We start from the raw sequence: 18,416 nt of genomic DNA on the forward strand, positions 1-18,416 counted from the left end.
GTAAGAGACCGGCTCGGCGGGTGGTTAGCTCAGTTGGTAGAGCGCTTCGTTTACACCGAAGATGTCGGGGGTTCGAGCCCCTCACCACCCACCAGATCCCCCCCCTTGATCTGCGCGACGCGGCCCATTGCCGCCGCGGGTGTTTCGTGAAAGGCTGGGCCCATGTCCTCAAGCAATACGCCCTCCGTGGGCGATCCGACGGCGCGGCCCGCGCTTGGGATCGCCTTTGTCCTGGTGGCCATGGTCTGCATCTCGGTCAACGATATGACGATCAAGCGCCTCTCGGGCGATTACCCTTTGCATCAGATGGTGTTCGTGCGCTCTGGCCTGGGGATCATCGTCTCGATGGTCTTCGTCTATCTCGAGGGCGGCTTGGCGATCCTGCGCCCGCGGCGCCCGGTGCTGCATATCGTGCGTGCGCTGATGATCGTGATGGCCAATATGGCCTTCTTCATGGGCCTGGCGGTGATGCCATTGGCCGAGGCGACGGCGCTATTCTTCGTGGCGCCCCTGTTCATCACGCTCTTGTCAGTGCCCTTGCTGGGCGAGAAGGTGGGTTGGCGCCGCCTGAGCGCGGTGCTGGTGGGCTTTCTGGGCGTGCTGGTCATCGTCGGGCCCGGGCGGGCGGCCTTTGCGGGCGTGCCGCTCTGGGTCTTGGCGCTGCCGGTGGTCGCGGCCTTCGGCTATGCGATGATGCAGGTGCTCACGCGGGCCTTGCGGATGACGGCCAAGGCCTCGGCCATGGCGGTCTATATCCAGTTGACCTTCGTGCTGGTCGGCGGCGTGATGTACCTGATCGCAGGCGACGGGCGCTATGCCGAGGGCTTGGAGAACGAGAGCCTGGTCTTCGTGCTGCGCGCCTGGGCCTGGCCCGCGCCGGAGGACATGTGGGCCTTTGGCGTGCTGGGGGCGATGTCGGCGGCGATTGGCTATACGCTCAGCCAGGCCTACCGCCTGGGCGACGCGGCCACGATCGCGCCTTACGAGTACGCCTCGCTGCCCCTGGCGATCATGTGGGGCTGGGTGATCTTTGGCACCCTGCCGGGGGTGTCGACCGCGCTGGGGATCCTGCTGATCCTGGGCTCCGGCGTCTTCGTGTTCATCCGGGCGCGGCAGGTGGCGGCGACTGTGCAGGATTGAACCGACCCTGCGCGCGCCTTGGCGTTTGGTGCGCGGCTGCGAGGCGCTAGGTTCTAAGGCAAGCAAGCCTAGGAGCCCGTCATGAGTTGGAACCCCGCCCTCGACCCCGATATCCCCACCGGCGACGCCATCGACAGCGTCGAAACCGTGATCGTGCCCCGCGCCCGCGACCTGGGCGGCTTTGAGGTGCGCCGCGCCTTGCCCGCGCCCAAGCGGCAGATGGTCGGGCCCTTCATCTTCTTCGACCAGATGGGCCCCGCCGAGTTCCTGCCCTCGCGCGGGATGGACGTGCGCCCGCACCCGCATATCGGGCTGGCCACGATCAGCTATCTCTACCGCGGGCGCATGCACCACCGCGACTCGCTGGGCACCGACGCCTGGATCGAGCCCGGCGCGGTGAACTGGATGGTGGCGGGGCAGGGGATCACCCATTCCGAGCGCACCGATGACGCCACCCAGGTCGACCCGATGCCCTTCTTTGGCATCCAGACCTGGGTCGCGCTGCCCAAGGACCACGAGGACCGCCCGGCGCAGTTCGAGCACGCCGCAAAGGACGCGCTGCCCTTCATGGAGGGTGAGGGCAAGGAGGTGCGGCTGATCCTGGGCAGCGCCTATGGGGAGCGGGCGCCGGTCAAGACCGCCTCTGAGATGTTCTATGCCGATGCCGTGCTGCAGCCCGGCGCGGCCCTGCCGCTGCCCGATGACCACGAGGACCGCGGCGCCTATGTGGTCGAGGGCGCGGTGGAGGTCGCGGGGCAGACCTATGAGACCGGGCAGATGATGGTCTTTCGCCCCGGCGACCGCGTGTCGATACGCGCCGGCGGGCAGGGCGCGCGGGTGATGCTATTGGGCGGCGAGACCCTGGAGGGCCCGCGCTATATCTGGTGGAACTTCGTGGCGTCCTCCAAGGAGCGCATCGAGCAGGCCAAGGAGGACTGGCGCCGCGAGGCCTGGGGCGATAACCTTCGGTTCCAATTGCCGCCCGGAGACGATCAGGAGTTCATCCCATTACCACCCAAGTAACTTATCGTAGCGCGGAGGAGGCGGACCTGCCCGCGATCCGCGACCTGCAGATCGCAAGCTGGCAGTCGGCCTATCGCGGATTGGTGTCGGATGCCTTCCTGGACGTGGATGTCCCGCAGCGGTTGACGGCCAATTGGGCCGCGATGCCTGGCGCCTCTTGGCGGGTGATCTGCGGCTGGGGCGGCGCCAGACTGCTGGGGTTCGTGGCCCTCAATCTGGCGGCAGAGGGCGGCGCCTATGTGGAAAACCTGCATGTGGCGCCGGACCAGAAGGGGCAGGGGGTCGGGCACGGCCTGATGCGGCGGGCCGCCATGGTGGTCTCGGGCGCGGGGATAGAGCGGCTCTGGTTGACGGTCCTGGCCGACAACCACGGCGCGCGGGGCTTCTATGGGCGTATCGGCGGCATCGAGGGCGCAGAGAAGCCCCAGGTTATGTACGGGCAAGCGGTCCGCGACCTGCCGGTGGAATGGACCGGCGAGGGATTGCGGCGGCTGCGCTTGGATTAACGGCGTCGCCCGGGGGCTATGAATGCTCCTCGGCGGCGGTATCCGCCAGGGCGCGGTTAAAGGCCTTCAAGGCGTCCACATGGTAGAGCACGCCCAGAAGCTCGGGCGGGCGGTCCTCAAACAGCGTGACCACCGGCAGGAACGCCGCGCCGCCCTGGTCGAAGATCGGCATCGCCTCCTCCAGTGTCTTGGCGCCGTCGATATAGACGCCCTGTTCGATCAGCTCCCAACTGGCGGCCTGGGTGGCGACACCGGTCTCGACCGGGGGCTTCAGCAGGGTCGCCACGCGCACCATGCCCAAGAGATAGGCCTGCGGGCCCGCGGCCAGGCGCACGTTGCGCCGCTCTAGCTGGGTCAGGAAGAACGACCGGTCCACCAGGCGCGAGGCCAGCGCGGTGGACATCGACACCGCCACCATCACCGCCAGCCCGGTCTGCCAGTCGCCGGTCAGCTCGAACACGATCAGCGTGGTCGAGATCGGCGCCCCCAGCACCGCCGCGGCCAGCGCCCCCATGCCCGCCAGGGCGTAGAGCGTCACCGAGCCGGAGACCTCTGGGAAGACGCTGGTGGCCACCAGCCCGAAGGCCAGCCCCGCCATCGCCCCCAGCATCAGCGAGGGCGAGAACACCCCGCCGCCCATGCGCCCGCCCAGCGTGATCGCCACCGCCACCGCCTTGAGCACCGTGTAGACCACCGCCTGCCACAGCAGCAGCTGGCCGGTGAGCGCCATCGACGTCGTCTCGTACCCCACGCCGATGATATGCGGGAAGAACACCGCCAGCACGCCCAGCATCAACCCCGCCACGGCGGGGCGCAGATAGCGCGGGACGCCAGTGGCCTCTTGCAGTTGCGTGCCGACCTCGTCGGCCCAGAAGATCGAACGCATCAGCACCACCGCCAGCAGCCCGCAGAGCAGGCCCAGCAGCAGGAAGGCGGGCAGCTCGACATAGAATTTCAGCATCGTCTCGCCCGCAAGGGTGAACTCGGTCACCCCGCCGAACTGCAAACGGTTGATGATCGTGCCCGCCACGCTGGCAATCACGATGGGCGCGAAGGCATGCACCGCGAAGTGGCGCAAGACCACCTCAAGCGCAAAGATCGCGCCCGCAATCGGCGCGTTGAAGCTGGCCGAGACCGCCGCCGCCACCGCGCAGCCCAGAAGGTCGCGCCCGGTGATCCCGTCCGCCCGGATGATGTTGCTGACCGCCGAGGAGAGCATCGCCGCGATATGCACCACCGGCCCCTCGCGCCCCGACGATCCCCCAGTGGAGAGCGTGATAAACGACGCCAGGGCGCCGGCCAGCCCCGGCTTGATATCGACGCGCCCGTCCTTGAGTGCGGCGCCCTCGATCACCTCGGCCACCGCCTCGACCTTCGCGGTGGGCGTGAACCAGTGCAGGATCAGCCCCACGGTCAGCCCGCCGCAGACCGGGATCAGCACCAGCCAATACCAGGGCAGGGTGCCGGCGAAGCTGTGCAGCGTCAGGATGTCCTCGGTGCCATAGATCCAAGCCTGCAGCGCCTCGATCCCCATCCTAAAGAACAGCGCGGCGGTGCCCGCGGCGATGCCGATCGCCAGGGCGATGAACCAGAACTGCACCTGCCCCGGGCCGCGCTCTTTGATCACCCGCCAGCCCTCCCGCGTGGTGCGGGTCAGCGCCTGGATCGGGTTGGCGCGCTCGGGCTGGTTCGGGTTGGGCATCGTTGCTCCATTCTTCGTGCGCGTGGCGGGGCTTTCCTGTTGCGCGGGTTTGGCCTAGTCTCCGCCCGGACCAAAAGGAGACCCCCCAAATGACCATCGACGCCGCCGTGGCCGAGCTACATACCTTGTTAGGCAAGCGGTTGAGCCGTTCCAAGTCCGATCTGGACATTCATGGCCGCTCTGAGTCCTATTTTCCATTAACGCCGCCCGATGCGGTGGCCTATCCCGAAAGCGCGGAAGAGGTCGAGGCGCTGGTGCGGATCTGCGCCCAGCACGGCTGCCCGGTGGTGGGCTGGGGCGCCGGGAGCTCGCTGGAGGGGCACGCCTTGGCCACGCAGGGCGGCGTGGTGGTGGACTTCACCCGCATGGACAAGGTCCTGCAGGTGAATGCCGAGGACATGGACGTGGTGATCCAGCCCGGCGTGACCCGCGAGGCCCTGAACGAGGAGCTGCGCGCCACTGGGCTGTTCTTTCCCGTCGACCCCGGGGCCAACGCCTCGCTGGGCGGGATGGCGATGACGCGTGCCTCGGGCACCACCGCGGTACGCTACGGCACGATGCGCGACAACGTGCGCGCGCTGGAGGTGGTGCTGGCGGACGGGCGGCGCATCCGCACCGGCTCGCGGGCCAAGAAGACCTCGGCGGGCTACGACCTGACCGGGCTGATGGTGGGCAGCGAGGGCACTTTGGGCCTGGTCACAGAGCTCACGCTGAAGCTGCACGGCCAGCCCGAGGCGGTGTCGGCCGCGGTCTGCGCCTTCCCCGATATGGAGGCGGCGGTGAACACGGTGATCATGACGATCCAGATGGGCATCCCCATGGCGCGCATCGAGTTCGTCGACCCCAACATGGCCAAGGGCTTTAACGTCTATTCCGGGGCGGGCCTGCCCGAGGCGCCGCATCTCTTCGTGGAGTTCCATGGCTCCGAGGACGGCATGCCGGGCGATGTGGCGCGGTTCCGCGAGCTGGCCGAGGATATGGGCGCCTCTGGGTTCGAATGGGCCGAGAAGTCCGAGGACCGCTCGGCGCTCTGGAAGATGCGCCACAGCGCGCATTACGCCTCGCTGGCGCTGCGCCCCGGCGCGCGGGCCCTGGTGACGGATATCTGCGTGCCGATCTCGCGCCTGGCCGAGGCAGTGGAAGAGACCCGCGCCGACATCGCCGCCGCGCCCTTCCCGGGGACCATCCTGGGCCATGTGGGCGACGGGAACTTCCATGCCTCGTTGATGTTCGACGAGGAGGACGCGACCGAGGTCGCCGCGGTCATGGACTTCTCGCGCCGCATCGTGGAGCGCGCCTTGCGGCTCGGCGGGACCTCCACCGGCGAGCACGGCATCGGCATCGGCAAGCTGGACTACATGGCCGCCGAGCATGGCGACGGCTGGAACGTCATGGGCGAGATCAAGCGCGCGCTGGACCCGCAGAACATCATGAACCCCGGCAAGGTCGTGCGGATGAATTGAGGGCGCGACAAGCGGCTTGGCGTTTGGCGTGGAGCGGGCGTTGGCTATCTGGCGCTACGTTCCGGCGACGTTAGCCGATACTAGGCGCTACGGAACCCAAGCAATGCAACCGCCCGAGCTTTCCTTGGGCAGCGGCCATTCGGCCAGGAGGCCGCTGCCCGGGTTGCACTTGGCTCAAGGCGGAGGCCTCAGATCATTTTCTGTTTCCTTTCAGGGGGCTGGCTTTCGAGGCGCCCCGAAACCAACATTTGACCAACAATCCGTTAGGCCGTCAAATCGGCCACGGAGGCCAAAGGGGCCAACAGATTGTGTAGGTCTGGGGCTTTAATTTTGTTGCCCTTTCTCGCTTCAAGCGTCACGATCCTGAACCCTCCGTGGTTCTGGCGTTTCACGTCCGTAAGATCGAGAAGGTCGATAGAAAGGGACGACCCTGCTGCGATGACGCCCAGGACACGGTGCGGCCCCATTGGTTCCAGTATGATGAACGAGATCGTTTGGCCGTCGCGGCTCTGCGGGGCCACGGCGACCACGCCGAACTGCGCGCCGTTGATGTTCGCCCACAATTGCGGCGTTGCCTCCTCCTCCGAGGGGAATGTCACCCGCCCCCCTTTGACCTCGATCAGGCCCGCAACCAGGAGGACCGCGCCATGGGCCTGCACCGCGTTCGCCTTCATTACTCCGGCGATGAAACCTCACTCTTCATTTTTTGGGTGAAACATCCCCTTGCCAGGTACAACGAACAGCGGCCACATTCGGGAAGACACTGCTACGGTAAAACGCCTATGCAGACATCTCGTGGAACGCTACACATCTCTGTCGAGAAGAGGATCAAAACGCACGACCAATCGGACAGTGCACAACCTGATCTCAGCGTCGCAAGCTGAGCGGCCGTCAGATCAAGTCTAAAATTTTACACTTAAAGTGATCGTGGTGCTGCGGGGCTTTTGCAATTAAGGCACGCTCGCGTCGCGCTGCATTCCAATTCAATTGTGTAAGGCGAGCCAGGCGATAGCGGCCTTCGCCCTAACACACCTCAGGCGTGTTTTCCGTTGCTTGGCGACCGGATTGTTTTTTTGTCGTCCGCCAGGAGTTCGGAGCATTGCGCATTCGCTATGCGCAAGACACATTGAAGTGCAAAACCCCGCGCGTTATGGCGCTGTTGGGATCGGTTTGGGTTGGCTTGAGCGCAGTGAGATCACCCAATTGTCTGGCCCGCCTTTCACGTGCAATCCGGGACGCATAATGACCCTGACGGACCCTCTCTCGATCCTGCAGGATCACTATGGCTACGACGCGTTCCGCGGCGCGCAGGCGGAGATCATCGACCATGTGATCGGGGGCGGAGATGCCTTCGTTCTGATGCCCACCGGCAGTGGCAAGTCCTTGTGTTATCAGATCCCTGCCATGTGCCGGCCCGGCGTTGCCATTATCGTCTCGCCCTTGATCGCGCTGATGCAGGATCAGATCGCCGCGCTCGCGCAGATGAACGTTAAGGCCGCCGCGATCAATTCCTCCATGAGCAACGCCGAGATCGCCGCGACCCGGCAACAGGTCCGGGCCGGCGCGTTGGACATGCTCTATGTCTCGCCCGAGCGGTTGCTGATGCCCGAGTTCCTGGGCTTTCTGGATCAATGCAAGCTGGGATTGTTCGCCATTGATGAGGCCCATTGCGTGTCGCAATGGGGCCATGACTTCCGCCCCGACTATGCGGGCCTCAGCCTGCTTGCGGAGCGGTTCCCCGAGGTCCCCCGCATCGCGCTGACGGCGACCGCGGATGCGCCCACGCGCAAAGACATCGTGGAACGGCTCGGGCTAACGCAGGGGCGGACATTCGTCAGCGGATTTGATCGCCCGAACATCCATTACAAGATCACGCTGCGCCAATCGCCGCAACAACAGGTCTGGAAGTTCATCCAGGACAAGCACCCGACGGACAGCGGCATCATCTACTGTCTATCGCGGGCGAAGGTCGAAGAGATGGCCGCATGGCTGCGTGAGAAAGGCGTCGATGCGCGCCCCTACCATGCCGGCTTGCCACCCGAGATGCGCGCCGAGAACCAGCGCCATTTTCTGCAGGGCGAGAACGTGATCATCGTCGCCACGATTGCCTTCGGGATGGGGATCGACAAGCCCGATGTGCGCTTTGTGGTCCATATGAACATCCCCAAGAACATCGAAGCCTACTACCAGGAAACCGGGCGTGCCGGGCGGGATGGCCTGCCGTCAAACGCCTATATGGTCTATGGCATGGCGGATGCCGCGATGCAGCGCCAATGGATTGACGGCTCTGATGCGCCGGTCGAGCAAAAGCGTATCCAACACCAGAAACTTGGGGCGCTTCTGGGGCTCTGCGAGACAGCCACCTGCCGCCGCCAGGTCCTGCTGAACTACTTCGATGACAGCTGCGAGCCTTGCGGCAATTGCGATACCTGTGACCAGGCGCCCGAGACGTTTGACGCCTCAATCGCCGCGCAAAAGGCGATCTCTTGTGCCTATCGGACGGGGCAGCGCTTTGGCGTGTCGTACCTGATTGAGGTTCTGCTCGGCACGGACAATGACCGTATCGAGAAGTTCGGTCATGCGCAGATTTCTACCTATGGGATTGGCAAGGAATTCAGCAAAGCGGAGTGGCAGAATATCTTTCGCCAGCTCGTGGCTTCAAATCTTCTGACCCCGGACGCGGAAAACTACGGTGGCTTGCAGATCACCGCAAAAGGGCGCGCGTTTCTGAAGGAAAAGCCCGTGCTGTCGATGCGCCGCGCGGTCAAACCCGCGGCGTCAAAGCGATCTGGGCGCGGTCCCGCCAGACCCGCCTCGGTGCTGACGGCGCCGGGCGATCAGGCGCTCTATGAGGCCCTTCGCTCTGCCCGCGGTGACCTGGCACGGTCGCAGAACGTACCGGCATACGTCATTGTCCACGACAAGACTCTGGTTGAGCTTGCGCTCCACAAGCCAACGTCTCGGACAAAAATGCTCGAAATCGGCGGCATTGGAGAGGCCAAGCTGGAGCGCTACGGAAAACCGTTCCTGGAAGCGATCGTGCAACATTGCGAAGCTCTGCATGACCAAACCGATTGAATGGAATCTAGGGTCTTGATTTTAGGTTTGTTTCAATATGCCTCGACGCAAATGCCGCAACATTGGTTACATTTTGGGGCGAAACATACATTTGGCCCAAAGCTGTCCTGCGGCGACGCAGCATCGCATCTCCGCATGTCGGTTGCTTGATCAACTCAAACCTTCGACGGCACCCATGAATTGAGCAGGTCGCCTTGAGTCAGCACTCATTTCTTGTTCTTGGTTCTCTTGCCTGGTTTGTGCCCCAATCCGATTGTCTTGGCCGTGCCTGACCGCTTGGCACTGTAGTTAGGCGCAACCAAGGTGTAGTCCGGCGACAGGCCCCAGCGCTCGAGATACTCCTCGGGCGACATGTTGTAGGCCGAACGCAGGTGGCGCTTAAGCGTCTTGAAGCTCTTCCCGTCCTCTAGACAGATGATGGCATCAAGGGTCACCGATGCGTCAATCCGAACAGCAGGATTTGGGCGCACGTCATCCGCAGTCTCCTGAGTTCCCTGAGCGCCGCCGGACAGCCCGTTCAGCGTGGCGTGCACGGATCGGATCAAGTCCGCGAGTCCACCTTGCGCAATCTGGTTCCGGGACGAATATGCGGAGACGATCTCAGCGGCCAGACCAACAATGGCGTGTGACCCACGCTCTACCTCTAGAGTGCTAGACATGGGATTCCCTAACTTTCGATGCGGTCGGATGTGGCGTCCAACCAGTTAGTTCGAAGCGTTCTGATTGCTAATCGGTGTCGCTGTAAAACCAATTCGGCAAACGGCCCTTAAGAGCCATTCACCGATGCATGGCTCGCTGCAATGCGGCTTCATCAGACCAGACATTCGCGCATTGTGCAGCACTTCCGATCCGTCAGAGACCGGGTCGCGGACGAAGCTGCCGTTAGTCCCACAGCGTCTATTCAGAGCAGGGAAAACCGATAGACGTTGTTCAGGTAGCCCAGATCATCAATGCGAAAGTGTGTCTCGCCGACGTGTTCAAAACCTTTCGCAAGATAGAAAGCTATATACGCCTCTCGCTGAGCGCGGGACAGGCTTCGTATAAAGCCGCTGCTCCGGCCCTGATCGACAGCCTCAGCCGAACAATGCATGTCGTTGCCGACCGGGGCTGCGATGCGATGGCGCTGGTGGAGCAGATCAGGTCGCGGGGCGCCAATGTACATATTCCCACCCGGCGGGATCGCAGGGTCCATCGTTCCGTCTGGTTGAGCACTTTCCTGCCGCTCGGGGCGATCTCCAAGAACATGCCGCCGCCGTGCTTACGCGCTGGCGTTTCGGTCCCGGCCTCACGGCTCTGACACCTTCTACATTCGACATGATTGATTCCTCTGGTTTGCCTCGGGGCCAAAGCCTCTTTGGTCAGGGGGGGGTGACCAACATTCTGGTTGCGTTTTATTGCGTATCTTGCGCTTTGAGATGTAATTTTCATTTTCAGCTAGATGCTGTTTCTGAGGAAAACAGGGTTTTTGGGGTTATTTGCGTATTATGTGAGGGATCATTGGGGCAGAGGCCCCGGATCAAGTTTGGGGCGGAAGATGTTCAACGCCCAATGCAGGCCACAACTTACCCCAGCAGGAACCTCTGGCAGTCCTCTGTCAGGCGCAGCGCGGTGCGCGCGGCCCAGATCCGGTCGCGCGGCTCCTGCGCAAAGCTGGCGCGGGTCAGCAGGGCGGAATGGGCGACCTTCGCCTCGATCCGCCAGCTCAGCACGTCGCGCCCCCGGTCGGCGGGCATCATCGCATCCAGGATGTCGATCACCAGCGCGCGGCTGTGCTCTGTCTCCTCGGAGGCCGCGCCGTCGAACATCCACTGATGCTCCATCAGCGCCGAGAGCCGCCCGGCGCAGGTCGCAAACCCATGAAGCTGCGCGTCCGCGCCGTCCACGGCGCGCGCCTGGGGCGCCAGAAGCCCGGTTGTGAGAAGAGTTGCGCAGAGTATGGTTTTCAAACTGCCCATAAATTGGACGATACCGCAGGAATATGAACTATCTATTAGGCAAGATAAAAAGAACGTCTAGATGTTGTGGTCCTGCCACGGCTGCGCATGCAGAATTTGTGCCGCAGCGCGGCGGGCGCTAGGCGGGGCCCGGCGGCCCGTCCGCCCAAGGCGCCAGGATGGACCAGAGCGCCGAATGGCCCGGCGTCGGCACGCCGAGTTCCTGGCCCAACTGGTGCACGCGCCCGGAAAGCCAAGCGGCCTCGTTCGGTTTGCCCGCCTCGATATCGACAAGCAGCGACGACTTCATCGTGGGGGGCTGGGTGTCGATGAGCGAGATCGTGTGATCGATCACGCCCGGGTTTAGGTCGTGCCCGACGGCCAGGGCCACGGCATGCGCCTCCTCAAGCAATTGGCGAAACATGGCGCGCGCCTCGGGATGGGTCCGCAACGCGCCGCTCGGCAGGCGCGCGGCACTGGTCCAGGCAGAAAACGACGAGAGCCCCACGAATTTCTGCCAAACGAGCATGTCGGGCGTCTCCGTGGTCTCTGCCTGCAGATGCCCGGTCGCGTTGCAGGCCTCGGCGAATGCCGCGAGCACGGCGTTCCCGCCCTGCCCATCAAACACCATTCGTTGGACCCCTCCGAGGAAGGAAATAACACCCGGAGCGGTGATGTTGGCCGCCATGTAGATGATGCCAGCGCTGACCCGCTCCGCGCCGGTATGGGCGGCGATGATGTTCTTGCTATCGATACCGTTCTGCACGGTGACGACCCGCGTGTTAGGGCCCAGCAGAGGGGCAAGCCGCGCGGCGGCGGCATCGGTATCGGCGAGCTTCACTGCGAAGTAGATGATATCCACCGGACCGATCTCGGCGGGGTCCTCGGCGGCATGAATGTCTGGGATAGAGAGCGGCCCGTCGGGCGTCTCTACCCGGAGGCCATCAGAGCGCAGCGCCGCCAGATGCGCCCCGCGCGCGATCAGGTGCACCTCGTGCCCCGCCTCTGCCAATCGTCCGCCAACATACCCGCCGATCCCGCCGGCGCCCATAATCGCAATTTTCATAAAAAAACACTCCCGTGAAAGGGAGTGTCTCATAATTTCGGTTTTTTGGGTAGGCCCTAGCCCAGGCTGACGCTTGCTGCGCTTTCGGGCAGTTCCTCGTCAAAGCAGCGCTGGTAGAACTCGGCCACTGTCTCGCGCTCGAGCTCGTCGCATTTGTTCAGGAAGGTCACCCGGAAGGCATAGCCGATGTCGCGGAAGATCTCGGCGTTCTGGGCCCAGTTGATCACCGTCCGCGGGCTCATCACGGTGGACAGCTCGCCCGACATGAACGCGGTGCGCGTCAGGTCGGCCACGGTCACCATCTGGCCGATGTCCTTGCGGCCCTGCTCGGTGTTGTAATGCGGCGACTTGGACAGCACGATCTGCGTCTCGGCGTCGTGGCTGAGATAGTTCAGCGTGGCCACCAGCGACCAGCGGTCCATCTGCGCTTGGTTGATCTGCTGCACCCCGTGATAGAGCCCGGTCGTGTCGCCCAGGCCCACGGTGTTGGCTGTCGCAAAGAGGCGGAAATAGGGGTGCGGCGTGATCACCTCGTTCTGGTCGAGCAGCGTCAGCTTGCCGTCGCTCTCCAGCACGCGCTGGATCACGAACATCACATCCGCGCGGCCGGCGTCGTATTCGTCGAACACGATGGCGGTGGGGTTGCGCAGCGCCCAGGGCAGGATGCCCTCGTGGAACTCGGTGACCTGCATGCCGTCGCGGATCTTGATGGCGTCCTTGCCGATCAGGTCGATCCGCGAGATGTGGCTGTCGAGGTTCACCCGCACGCAGGGCCAGTTCAGCCGCGCGGCGACCTGCTCGATATGGCTGGACTTGCCGGTGCCGTGATAGCCCTGGATGATCAGGCGGCGGTTATAGGAAAAGCTGGCCAGGATCGCCTTGGTCGTGTCGGGGTCGAACTTATAGGTCGGGTCCACCTCGGGCACGCGGCTTGTGGGCTCGGCGAAGCCTTTGACATGCATGTCGCTCTCGATCCCGAACACATCGCGAACCGAGATCTCTTCGGTGGGCTTGCCAAGTTCCATCGTTCCGTCCGCCATCTTCGCTCTCTGACCGTTGGGGGTTCATTTGGGGCCACCAAACTGCGGCCCGACCGCACGCCTTCATGTCGGATAACTCGGGCAAGGTCAACGCATAGGCTGTGCTAAAGGGGCCGTGGTGGCGGGTTCGTTTCTACAAGTTCCTCTAAGGGGCCGGAATGCCAGGGGCTGCGGCTGGGCGGCAGGCCGAGCAGATGCGCGATCGTCGGGCGGATGTTGTAGTGTGAGCGCGGCTTTCTTGGCGCGATATGGCCCCGCGCGGCGATCCCGTGACCCATCGCAAAGAGCCACGCCCGCACCGTGCCGTCGATGTTCCAGCGATGCTGCACCCACTCGCGCCCAAAGCCGCGCCCGTGATCCGTGGCCACGATTAGGGTGATGCGGCGCCCTTGGGCTGTCTGCTTGGCGATCTCTGCCTCGAAGGCGCGCAGATAGCCGTCATAGCGCTCCAGCACCCTCAGATATCGGGCGTAATCGTTGCGGTGCCCGGCGTCATCGGTCTCGTCAAAGCCGACATAGAGCAGCCTTGGCGGGTCCTCTTGCAACTGCTGGAGGGCCGCGTGAAAGATCGGCGCGTCGGTCGCGCCGTCGGCGGTGTTCGGGGCGCGGCTGACGGCTTCGGCGCGCCCGCGCAGGATCACCGCGCGCGCGGGATCCAGTTTGAGGCAGTCCACCACCAGATCCCACGTGGTCATGGCGGCCACTGGCGCGGGGTCCTCGGGGAAGGCGTCCTGGATGTTCGTTGCAAGGGTGGTTCCGCGCGGCGGTGGGTCCTCGTTCTCGGTGCAGCGGGTCAGCCGCCCGGCAAAGATCGAGTGATAACCCGACATGGAAATCCCCACGGGGCTGCCGATGCGAAAATCCGGACGACGCGTGTCGCTGCCGATGAAACTGCCCCGCGGGAGCAGGTCTTGCATCAGGAAGGGCATGGCGGTGGGGCGGCGGTCGGCAGTGAGTTCGGGATCCGCCCCGGTCAGAAGTTCTCTTGGGCGCACGCCGTCCAGCGTAACCAGAACGACGGTGTCGGCGGGTTCCCGGATCGGTGCCAGCGCTTTCGGCAAGGGGCTTGGCAGCACGGCCTGAAACGCGTTCCAAAGCGACTGCAAAAGCAGCCTGGTCCAACGCAACGCCGCGGCGGGGCTGTCGATTATTGGGTGATCCTCAGCGATGCCGCAACCTATTGGGGGTCAAAACCTGTCGGGTTTGTTTGTCACAACTTATGGGCAATGTCTTGCGCAAATTCGGCCCCACAATTTGACCGCGATTTGCCGCGCCCCGCCGCAGGGCGCGGCGACCTGCTCGATACGGCTGGTCTTGCCGGTCTGGGCTTGCCGGTGCCGTGGTAGCCCTGGGTGATCGGGCGGCGGTTATAGGAAAAGCTGGCAAGGATCGCCTTGGTCATGTCGGGGTCGAACTCATAGGTCGGATCCACCTCGGGCACGCGCCGCGCAAGCGGGGTTATCCCCAATTTTAAGAAGAAACCCGAATTCCGCCACAAAAAGGCCAAGGCTTTGCGCCGTTCCCGCGCAATTATGTGCCTCGTTAAGTGGTGAATACGGCGGCGTTGCGTGTGCAAGCCGCCGGATTTGGTTGAGGGGAAGGAGCCGGCACGTTGGCAACCTACTGGATTACAACGTCGAACTGGAACGACGCGGCCTTTTGGTCATCCGTCAGTGAGACCACCAATGGGCACACGTTAGACTTTAGCGCGCTCCCCTCGAATTACAGTGTTCTTGCGGATTATGGTTCCGGTCGCGTTACCATCTCGGATGGTACGACGACGTTCATCGTAGGCGAGCCTGGCGATGGCGGCGCGGATGCCAATTTCGGCGGTAGCACCGATCTTGACCTCTTCGACTGCGTGATCGGCAGCGAGGGAGACGACACCATTGAGGGTGCCACGTCCGGCAGTGCGGACTTTTTCGACGGCGGCGGTGGGAATGACTCTATCAACTCCGGCGGCGGGGCGGATACGGTCCTGGGCGGGGATGGCAATGATACGATCAATGGCTATGCGGGCAATGATAGCATCGAAGGCGGCGCGGGCGATGACAGCATCCAGGCCGAGTTCGGCGACGACACGGTGCTGGGCGGCGCGGGCAGCGACACGATCGACGGCTATGCGGGGCATGACAGCATCGATGGCGGCGCCGACAATGACAGCCTGACCGGCGAGAACGGCAACGACACGCTGATCGGCGGCAGCGGCGACGACACCCTGCTTGGCGAGAATGACGACGACTCCTTGGATGGCGGGATCGGCAACGACACGCTTGATGGTGGGTCTGGCAACGATACGCTGCTGGGCGACGATGGCGCCGACAGCCTGGTCGGCGGCGGCGGCTTGGATTCTTTGGATGGCGGCGACGGCAATGACACGCTGCAATCGGGCTGGCATGACGACACCGTGGAGGGCGGTGCGGGCGATGACTCGATCTCCGGCGGCAGCGGCGACGACCTGCTTCGTGGCGGCGACGACAATGACTCGATCAATGGCTGGGCCGACAATGACCTGATCTATGGCGATGCGGGCGATGACAGCCTGATCGGCGAGCAGGGCAATGACACGCTATACGGGGGCACGGGCAACGATTCCCTCCATGGCCAGGGCGGCGCGGACGCGCTCTATGGCGAGGGCGGCGACGATTACATCCAAGTCGACACCGATAACCAGGACGACCTGGTGGTCGGCGGCGAGACCGACGAGACCGCGGGCGACACCTTACTATTCGTTGACAATAACGGGCTTGGGATCGACGTCACTTATAGCGGGGACGAGGCGGGGACCGGGACCAATAACGGCAATGTCACCACCTTCAGCGAGATCGAGAACCTGGTGCTGGGCGATAACGCCGACACGGTCGACGGCTCGGCCGACACGGCGGGGCTGAACATCGACGGGGGGGCGGGCGACGATAGCATAACGGCGGGGCAGGGGGACGACCTGCTGACCGGCGGCGCGGGGGAGGACGTCTATACCTTTCAGAGCGGCACCGGCGCGGACACGATCTCTGACTTCGACCTGGGCGATGACGACAGCGACGGGTTCTTTAACGACCAGATTGATGTCTCTGCCCTGACGGATGCGGACGGCAACCCCGTCAACGCCTGGGATGTCACCGTGTCCGATGATGGGTTCGGCAACGCCCTGCTGACCTTCCCGAATGGCGAGACCGTTCTGCTGGAGGGCGTCGCCCCGGCGCAGATCGATGAGGCGCAGGAGCTCTTCGCCGCGGGCATCCCCTGTTTCTGCGATGACACGCTGATTGCGACCCGCAAGGGCGAAGTGCCGGTGCAGGAGCTGCGGCCCGGCGACATGGTGCGCACCCTGGATCACGGCGAGCAGCCGGTGCGCTGGATCGGCCAGCGCAGCTATGACGCCGAGACGCTGCGCCAGCACCCAAAGCACCGCCCGATCCTGATCGGCAAGGGCGCGCTGGGCAACCACAGCCCACTTCTGGTGTCGCCCCTGCATGGCATGCTGGTGGGCCCCGATCAGGGGCTCTTGGGCGAGGGGTTCGCGCGGGCCAAGGACCTGATGCAAGTGCCCGGCGCGGTACGCCGCGCCAAGGGTAAGCGCGCAGTGCGCTACAACCACGTGCTCTTGCCGCAGCATGCGGTGATCTTCGCCAATGGCGCGGCGACAGAGAGCTTTTATCCCGGCCCGGAATCGCTGTGCCTGTTCGGCCTGGATCAGATCGCGACGCTGGAGCGCATTCTGCCCGGCATCGGGTCAAAGCCGGTCGGGGACATCTACGGCCCCACGGCGCGCCCCTATCTGCGCGCGCAGGAGGTCAAGTGCTTGGTCAATTTGCGCGCCCGGGGCCGGGCCCAATTCCGTGCACGGCTTGGCCAAGGCCTAACCCGCATGAACCTTGAGCCTCCCCTGGGCGCCCTTAACGCGCCCTAGGCGACCGCGGCCAGCACCCGCGCCCAGCTGCGCATGCCCTTGTGGAAACACTCTACGTCGTATTTCTCGTTCGGGCTGTGCAATTGGTCGTCGTCGCGGCCAAAGCCGATCAGCATCGAGTCCACCTCTAGGATGGACTGGAAGTAGCCCGCGATGGGGATCGAGCCGCCACAGCCTACGAAAGCAGCCGCATTGGGCCACTCGTCGCTGAGCGCGACGCGGGCCTTCTCGAACATCGGGTTCGCGGTGCTCATATGGCCCGCCGGCGAGGCGCCATGCGGCTTGAACGCGACCTCGCAATCCGGCGGCAGCATCTCGCGCACCATCGCGCGGAAGCTCTCGCGGATCGCCAGCGGGTCCTGCGTGCCCACCAGGCGAAAGCTGATCTTGGCGGAGGCCTCGCTTGGCAGCACCGTCTTGAAGCCGTCGCCCGTGTAGCCCGACCACATGCCATTGACCTCGCAGGTGGGGCGCGACCAGATCATCTCGAGCCCCGAGCGGCCCTGCTCGCCCGCAGGCTCTGACAGACCGACCTCGCCCAGGAACTCCGCCGGGTCAAAGCCCAGCGATTGCCACTGGTTGCGCAGCTCCGCGCTGAGCTCGGGCACGCCGTCATAAAAGCCCGGCACCGTGATGCGGCCCGTCTCGTCATGCAGGCTGGCGATGATGCGCGCCAGCACCCGGGCCGGGTTCATCGCGATCCCGCCATACATGCCCGAATGCAGGTCCTTGTTGGGCCCGGTGATCGTGATCTCCTCGCCCAGGAGCCCGCGCAACATGGTGGTGATCGCCGGCGTGTCATGGCCGAAAAGCCCGGTGTCGCAGATCAACGCCAGGTCAGGCGTGCTGAACTCGGCGGTGTTCTCCTTCAAGAAGGGCACCAGCGAGGGCGAGCCGCTCTCTTCCTCGCCCTCCAGAAAGAATGTCAGCTTGCAGGGCAGCGCGCCATGCACGGCCTTCCAAGCGCGGCAGGCCTCGATGAAGGTCATAAACTGGCCCTTGTCGTCGGACGAGCCGCGCCCGCGGATCACCCGCCCCTTGGGCGTGTCCTGGAGCTCTGGCTCGAAGGGCGGCTTGTCCCAAAGATCGAGCGGGTCCACCGGCTGCACGTCGTAATGCCCATAGAACATCAGATGCGGGCAGTTCGGGTTGTCAGCGGGGCCGTCGATATGGCCCACCACCATCGGATGGCCGGGGGTGGGGCGGGCCTCGGCGTCGACGCCCAAAGACTGCAGCTGCGCCACGACCCAATCCGCCGCGCGCTGGCAATCGCCCTTGAACGCCGGGTCCGTCGAGATCGAAGGGATCCGCAGAAGGTCCATCAGTCGATCCAAGGCGGGATCAAGCTCCGCATCAATGCGGGAAAGGACGGCGTTGAGGTTGCTCATGTTCTGCGCTCCGTGTTTGTCACGGGCGAAGCTAACAGTCGCGGGCGCAGTGTCCATAGGCGCGGGCCACCAGAAACGACGCACGGGAGCACTTTATTGGTCCAGGCCCGACCGTGCCTTTGTTGGGTGCCGGGCGCGCGGTCATCTGTGACCGCACCGACCTTGC

The 18,416-nt window shown here is 64.2% G+C and carries 15 protein-coding genes, 1 tRNA gene and 1 pseudogene; 7 read left to right on the forward strand and 10 right to left on the reverse strand.

All coding sequences use genetic code 11. The features are described 5' to 3' along the window. Window positions 1-18: 18 nt before the first annotated feature. The 4 genes from AIOL_RS06810 (at window position 19) to AIOL_RS06825 (ending at window position 2,669) form a co-directional block, all read left to right on the forward strand. Window positions 19-94, forward strand: a tRNA-Val gene (locus AIOL_RS06810). A gap of 68 nt (window positions 95-162) precedes the next feature. After that, window positions 163-1,140, forward strand: a complete 978-nt coding sequence (locus AIOL_RS06815) for a DMT family transporter (RefSeq protein WP_049642297.1) — start codon at window positions 163-165, stop codon at window positions 1,138-1,140. An 81-nt stretch (window positions 1,141-1,221) separates the two neighbouring features. Next, a complete protein-coding gene (locus AIOL_RS06820) occupies window positions 1,222-2,163 on the forward strand; it encodes a pirin family protein (RefSeq protein ID WP_049642298.1) in 942 nt (313 codons plus the stop codon). 83 nt (window positions 2,164-2,246) lie between these two features. Next, entirely contained in the window at window positions 2,247-2,669 is a 423-nt protein-coding gene (locus AIOL_RS06825; RefSeq protein ID WP_152912408.1) for a GNAT family N-acetyltransferase, read from the forward strand. Between the two features lie 16 nt (window positions 2,670-2,685). Here AIOL_RS06825 and AIOL_RS06830 read toward each other — a convergent pair whose 3' ends face one another. Then, window positions 2,686-4,371, reverse strand: a complete 1,686-nt coding sequence (locus AIOL_RS06830; protein WP_049642300.1) for a chloride channel protein — start codon at window positions 4,369-4,371, stop codon at window positions 2,686-2,688. An 89-nt stretch (window positions 4,372-4,460) separates the two neighbouring features. Here AIOL_RS06830 and AIOL_RS06835 point away from each other — a divergent pair, with 89 nt between their 5' ends. Beyond that, window positions 4,461-5,834, forward strand: coding sequence for an FAD-binding oxidoreductase (locus AIOL_RS06835; protein WP_049642301.1), 1,374 nt, complete (start codon window positions 4,461-4,463; stop codon window positions 5,832-5,834). A 263-nt stretch (window positions 5,835-6,097) separates the two neighbouring features. Here the strand turns inward: AIOL_RS06835 and AIOL_RS06840 are convergent, their stop codons facing one another. Further along, a complete protein-coding gene (locus tag AIOL_RS06840) occupies window positions 6,098-6,508 on the reverse strand; it encodes a hypothetical protein (protein WP_049642302.1) in 411 nt (136 codons plus the stop codon). Window positions 6,509-7,076: 568 nt separating this feature from the next. Between AIOL_RS06840 and recQ the strand changes: the two genes are divergently transcribed. Continuing rightward, window positions 7,077-8,912, forward strand: a complete 1,836-nt coding sequence (gene recQ / locus AIOL_RS06845) for a DNA helicase RecQ (protein WP_049642303.1) — start codon at window positions 7,077-7,079, stop codon at window positions 8,910-8,912. 206 nt (window positions 8,913-9,118) lie between these two features. Here the strand turns inward: recQ and AIOL_RS06850 are convergent, their stop codons facing one another. From AIOL_RS06850 to AIOL_RS25830, 7 genes and pseudogenes are all read right to left on the reverse strand, one after another. Next, on the reverse strand, window positions 9,119-9,571 hold the full coding sequence (locus AIOL_RS06850; protein ID WP_049642304.1) for a MucR family transcriptional regulator: 453 nt from the start codon (window positions 9,569-9,571) through the stop codon (window positions 9,119-9,121). Window positions 9,572-9,813: 242 nt separating this feature from the next. Beyond that, window positions 9,814-10,104, reverse strand: coding sequence for a hypothetical protein (locus AIOL_RS24890; RefSeq protein ID WP_152912409.1), 291 nt, complete (start codon window positions 10,102-10,104; stop codon window positions 9,814-9,816). Between the two features lie 370 nt (window positions 10,105-10,474). After that, the gene (locus AIOL_RS06860) at window positions 10,475-10,867 is read right to left on the reverse strand and encodes a hypothetical protein (RefSeq protein WP_049642305.1); all 393 of its coding nucleotides are present in this window, start codon (window positions 10,865-10,867) and stop codon (window positions 10,475-10,477) included. 118 nt (window positions 10,868-10,985) lie between these two features. Continuing rightward, window positions 10,986-11,912: a ketopantoate reductase family protein gene (locus AIOL_RS06865; protein WP_049642306.1), complete on the reverse strand. Its 927-nt coding sequence runs from the start codon at window positions 11,910-11,912 to the stop codon at window positions 10,986-10,988. 56 nt (window positions 11,913-11,968) lie between these two features. Further along, the gene (gene cobS / locus AIOL_RS06870; RefSeq protein WP_049642307.1) at window positions 11,969-12,952 is read right to left on the reverse strand and encodes a cobaltochelatase subunit CobS; all 984 of its coding nucleotides are present in this window, start codon (window positions 12,950-12,952) and stop codon (window positions 11,969-11,971) included. Window positions 12,953-13,056: 104 nt separating this feature from the next. Then, window positions 13,057-14,079, reverse strand: coding sequence for a hypothetical protein (locus AIOL_RS06875; RefSeq protein WP_049642308.1), 1,023 nt, complete (start codon window positions 14,077-14,079; stop codon window positions 13,057-13,059). Between the two features lie 153 nt (window positions 14,080-14,232). Then, window positions 14,233-14,399, reverse strand: a pseudogene (locus tag AIOL_RS25830) (cobaltochelatase subunit CobS); the annotation flags it as partial. Between the two features lie 165 nt (window positions 14,400-14,564). On the opposite strand from AIOL_RS25830, the gene AIOL_RS06885 reads away from it, so the two are divergent. Next, window positions 14,565-16,862 carry a Hint domain-containing protein gene (locus tag AIOL_RS06885; protein WP_049642310.1) on the forward strand — a complete coding sequence of 766 codons (2,298 nt, stop codon included), beginning with the start codon at window positions 14,565-14,567 and terminating at the stop codon, window positions 16,860-16,862. On the opposite strand, the gene AIOL_RS06890 is transcribed toward AIOL_RS06885, so the two are convergent. After that, on the reverse strand, window positions 16,859-18,250 hold the full coding sequence (locus tag AIOL_RS06890) for a M20/M25/M40 family metallo-hydrolase (RefSeq protein ID WP_049642311.1): 1,392 nt from the start codon (window positions 18,248-18,250) through the stop codon (window positions 16,859-16,861). The two genes, AIOL_RS06885 and AIOL_RS06890, sit on opposite strands and share 4 nt — an antisense overlap. Between the last annotated feature and the right edge of the window lie 166 nt (window positions 18,251-18,416).

It is taken from the genome of Candidatus Rhodobacter oscarellae (assembly GCF_001078595.1).
Classification (GTDB): Bacteria; Pseudomonadota; Alphaproteobacteria; order Rhodobacterales; family Rhodobacteraceae; genus Rhodobacter_B; species Rhodobacter_B oscarellae.

Coding starts and splice junctions, on each gene's coding strand:
- AIOL_RS06860 (WP_049642305.1), bottom strand. CDS start 10,867: ATGGGCAGTTTGAAAACCATACTCTGCGCAACTCTTCTCACAACCGGG.
- AIOL_RS06865 (WP_049642306.1), bottom strand. CDS start 11,912: ATGAAAATTGCGATTATGGGCGCCGGCGGGATCGGCGGGTATGTTGGC.
- AIOL_RS06890 (WP_049642311.1), bottom strand. CDS start 18,250: ATGAGCAACCTCAACGCCGTCCTTTCCCGCATTGATGCGGAGCTTGAT.
- AIOL_RS06815 (WP_049642297.1), top strand. CDS start 163: ATGTCCTCAAGCAATACGCCCTCCGTGGGCGATCCGACGGCGCGGCCC.
- cobS (WP_049642307.1), bottom strand. CDS start 12,952: ATGGCGGACGGAACGATGGAACTTGGCAAGCCCACCGAAGAGATCTCG.
- AIOL_RS06820 (WP_049642298.1), top strand. CDS start 1,222: ATGAGTTGGAACCCCGCCCTCGACCCCGATATCCCCACCGGCGACGCC.
- AIOL_RS06840 (WP_049642302.1), bottom strand. CDS start 6,508: ATGAAGGCGAACGCGGTGCAGGCCCATGGCGCGGTCCTCCTGGTTGCG.
- recQ (WP_049642303.1), top strand. CDS start 7,077: ATGACCCTGACGGACCCTCTCTCGATCCTGCAGGATCACTATGGCTAC.
- AIOL_RS24890 (WP_152912409.1), bottom strand. CDS start 10,104: ATGGACCCTGCGATCCCGCCGGGTGGGAATATGTACATTGGCGCCCCG.
- AIOL_RS06835 (WP_049642301.1), top strand. CDS start 4,461: ATGACCATCGACGCCGCCGTGGCCGAGCTACATACCTTGTTAGGCAAG.
- AIOL_RS06830 (WP_049642300.1), bottom strand. CDS start 4,371: ATGCCCAACCCGAACCAGCCCGAGCGCGCCAACCCGATCCAGGCGCTG.
- AIOL_RS06850 (WP_049642304.1), bottom strand. CDS start 9,571: ATGTCTAGCACTCTAGAGGTAGAGCGTGGGTCACACGCCATTGTTGGT.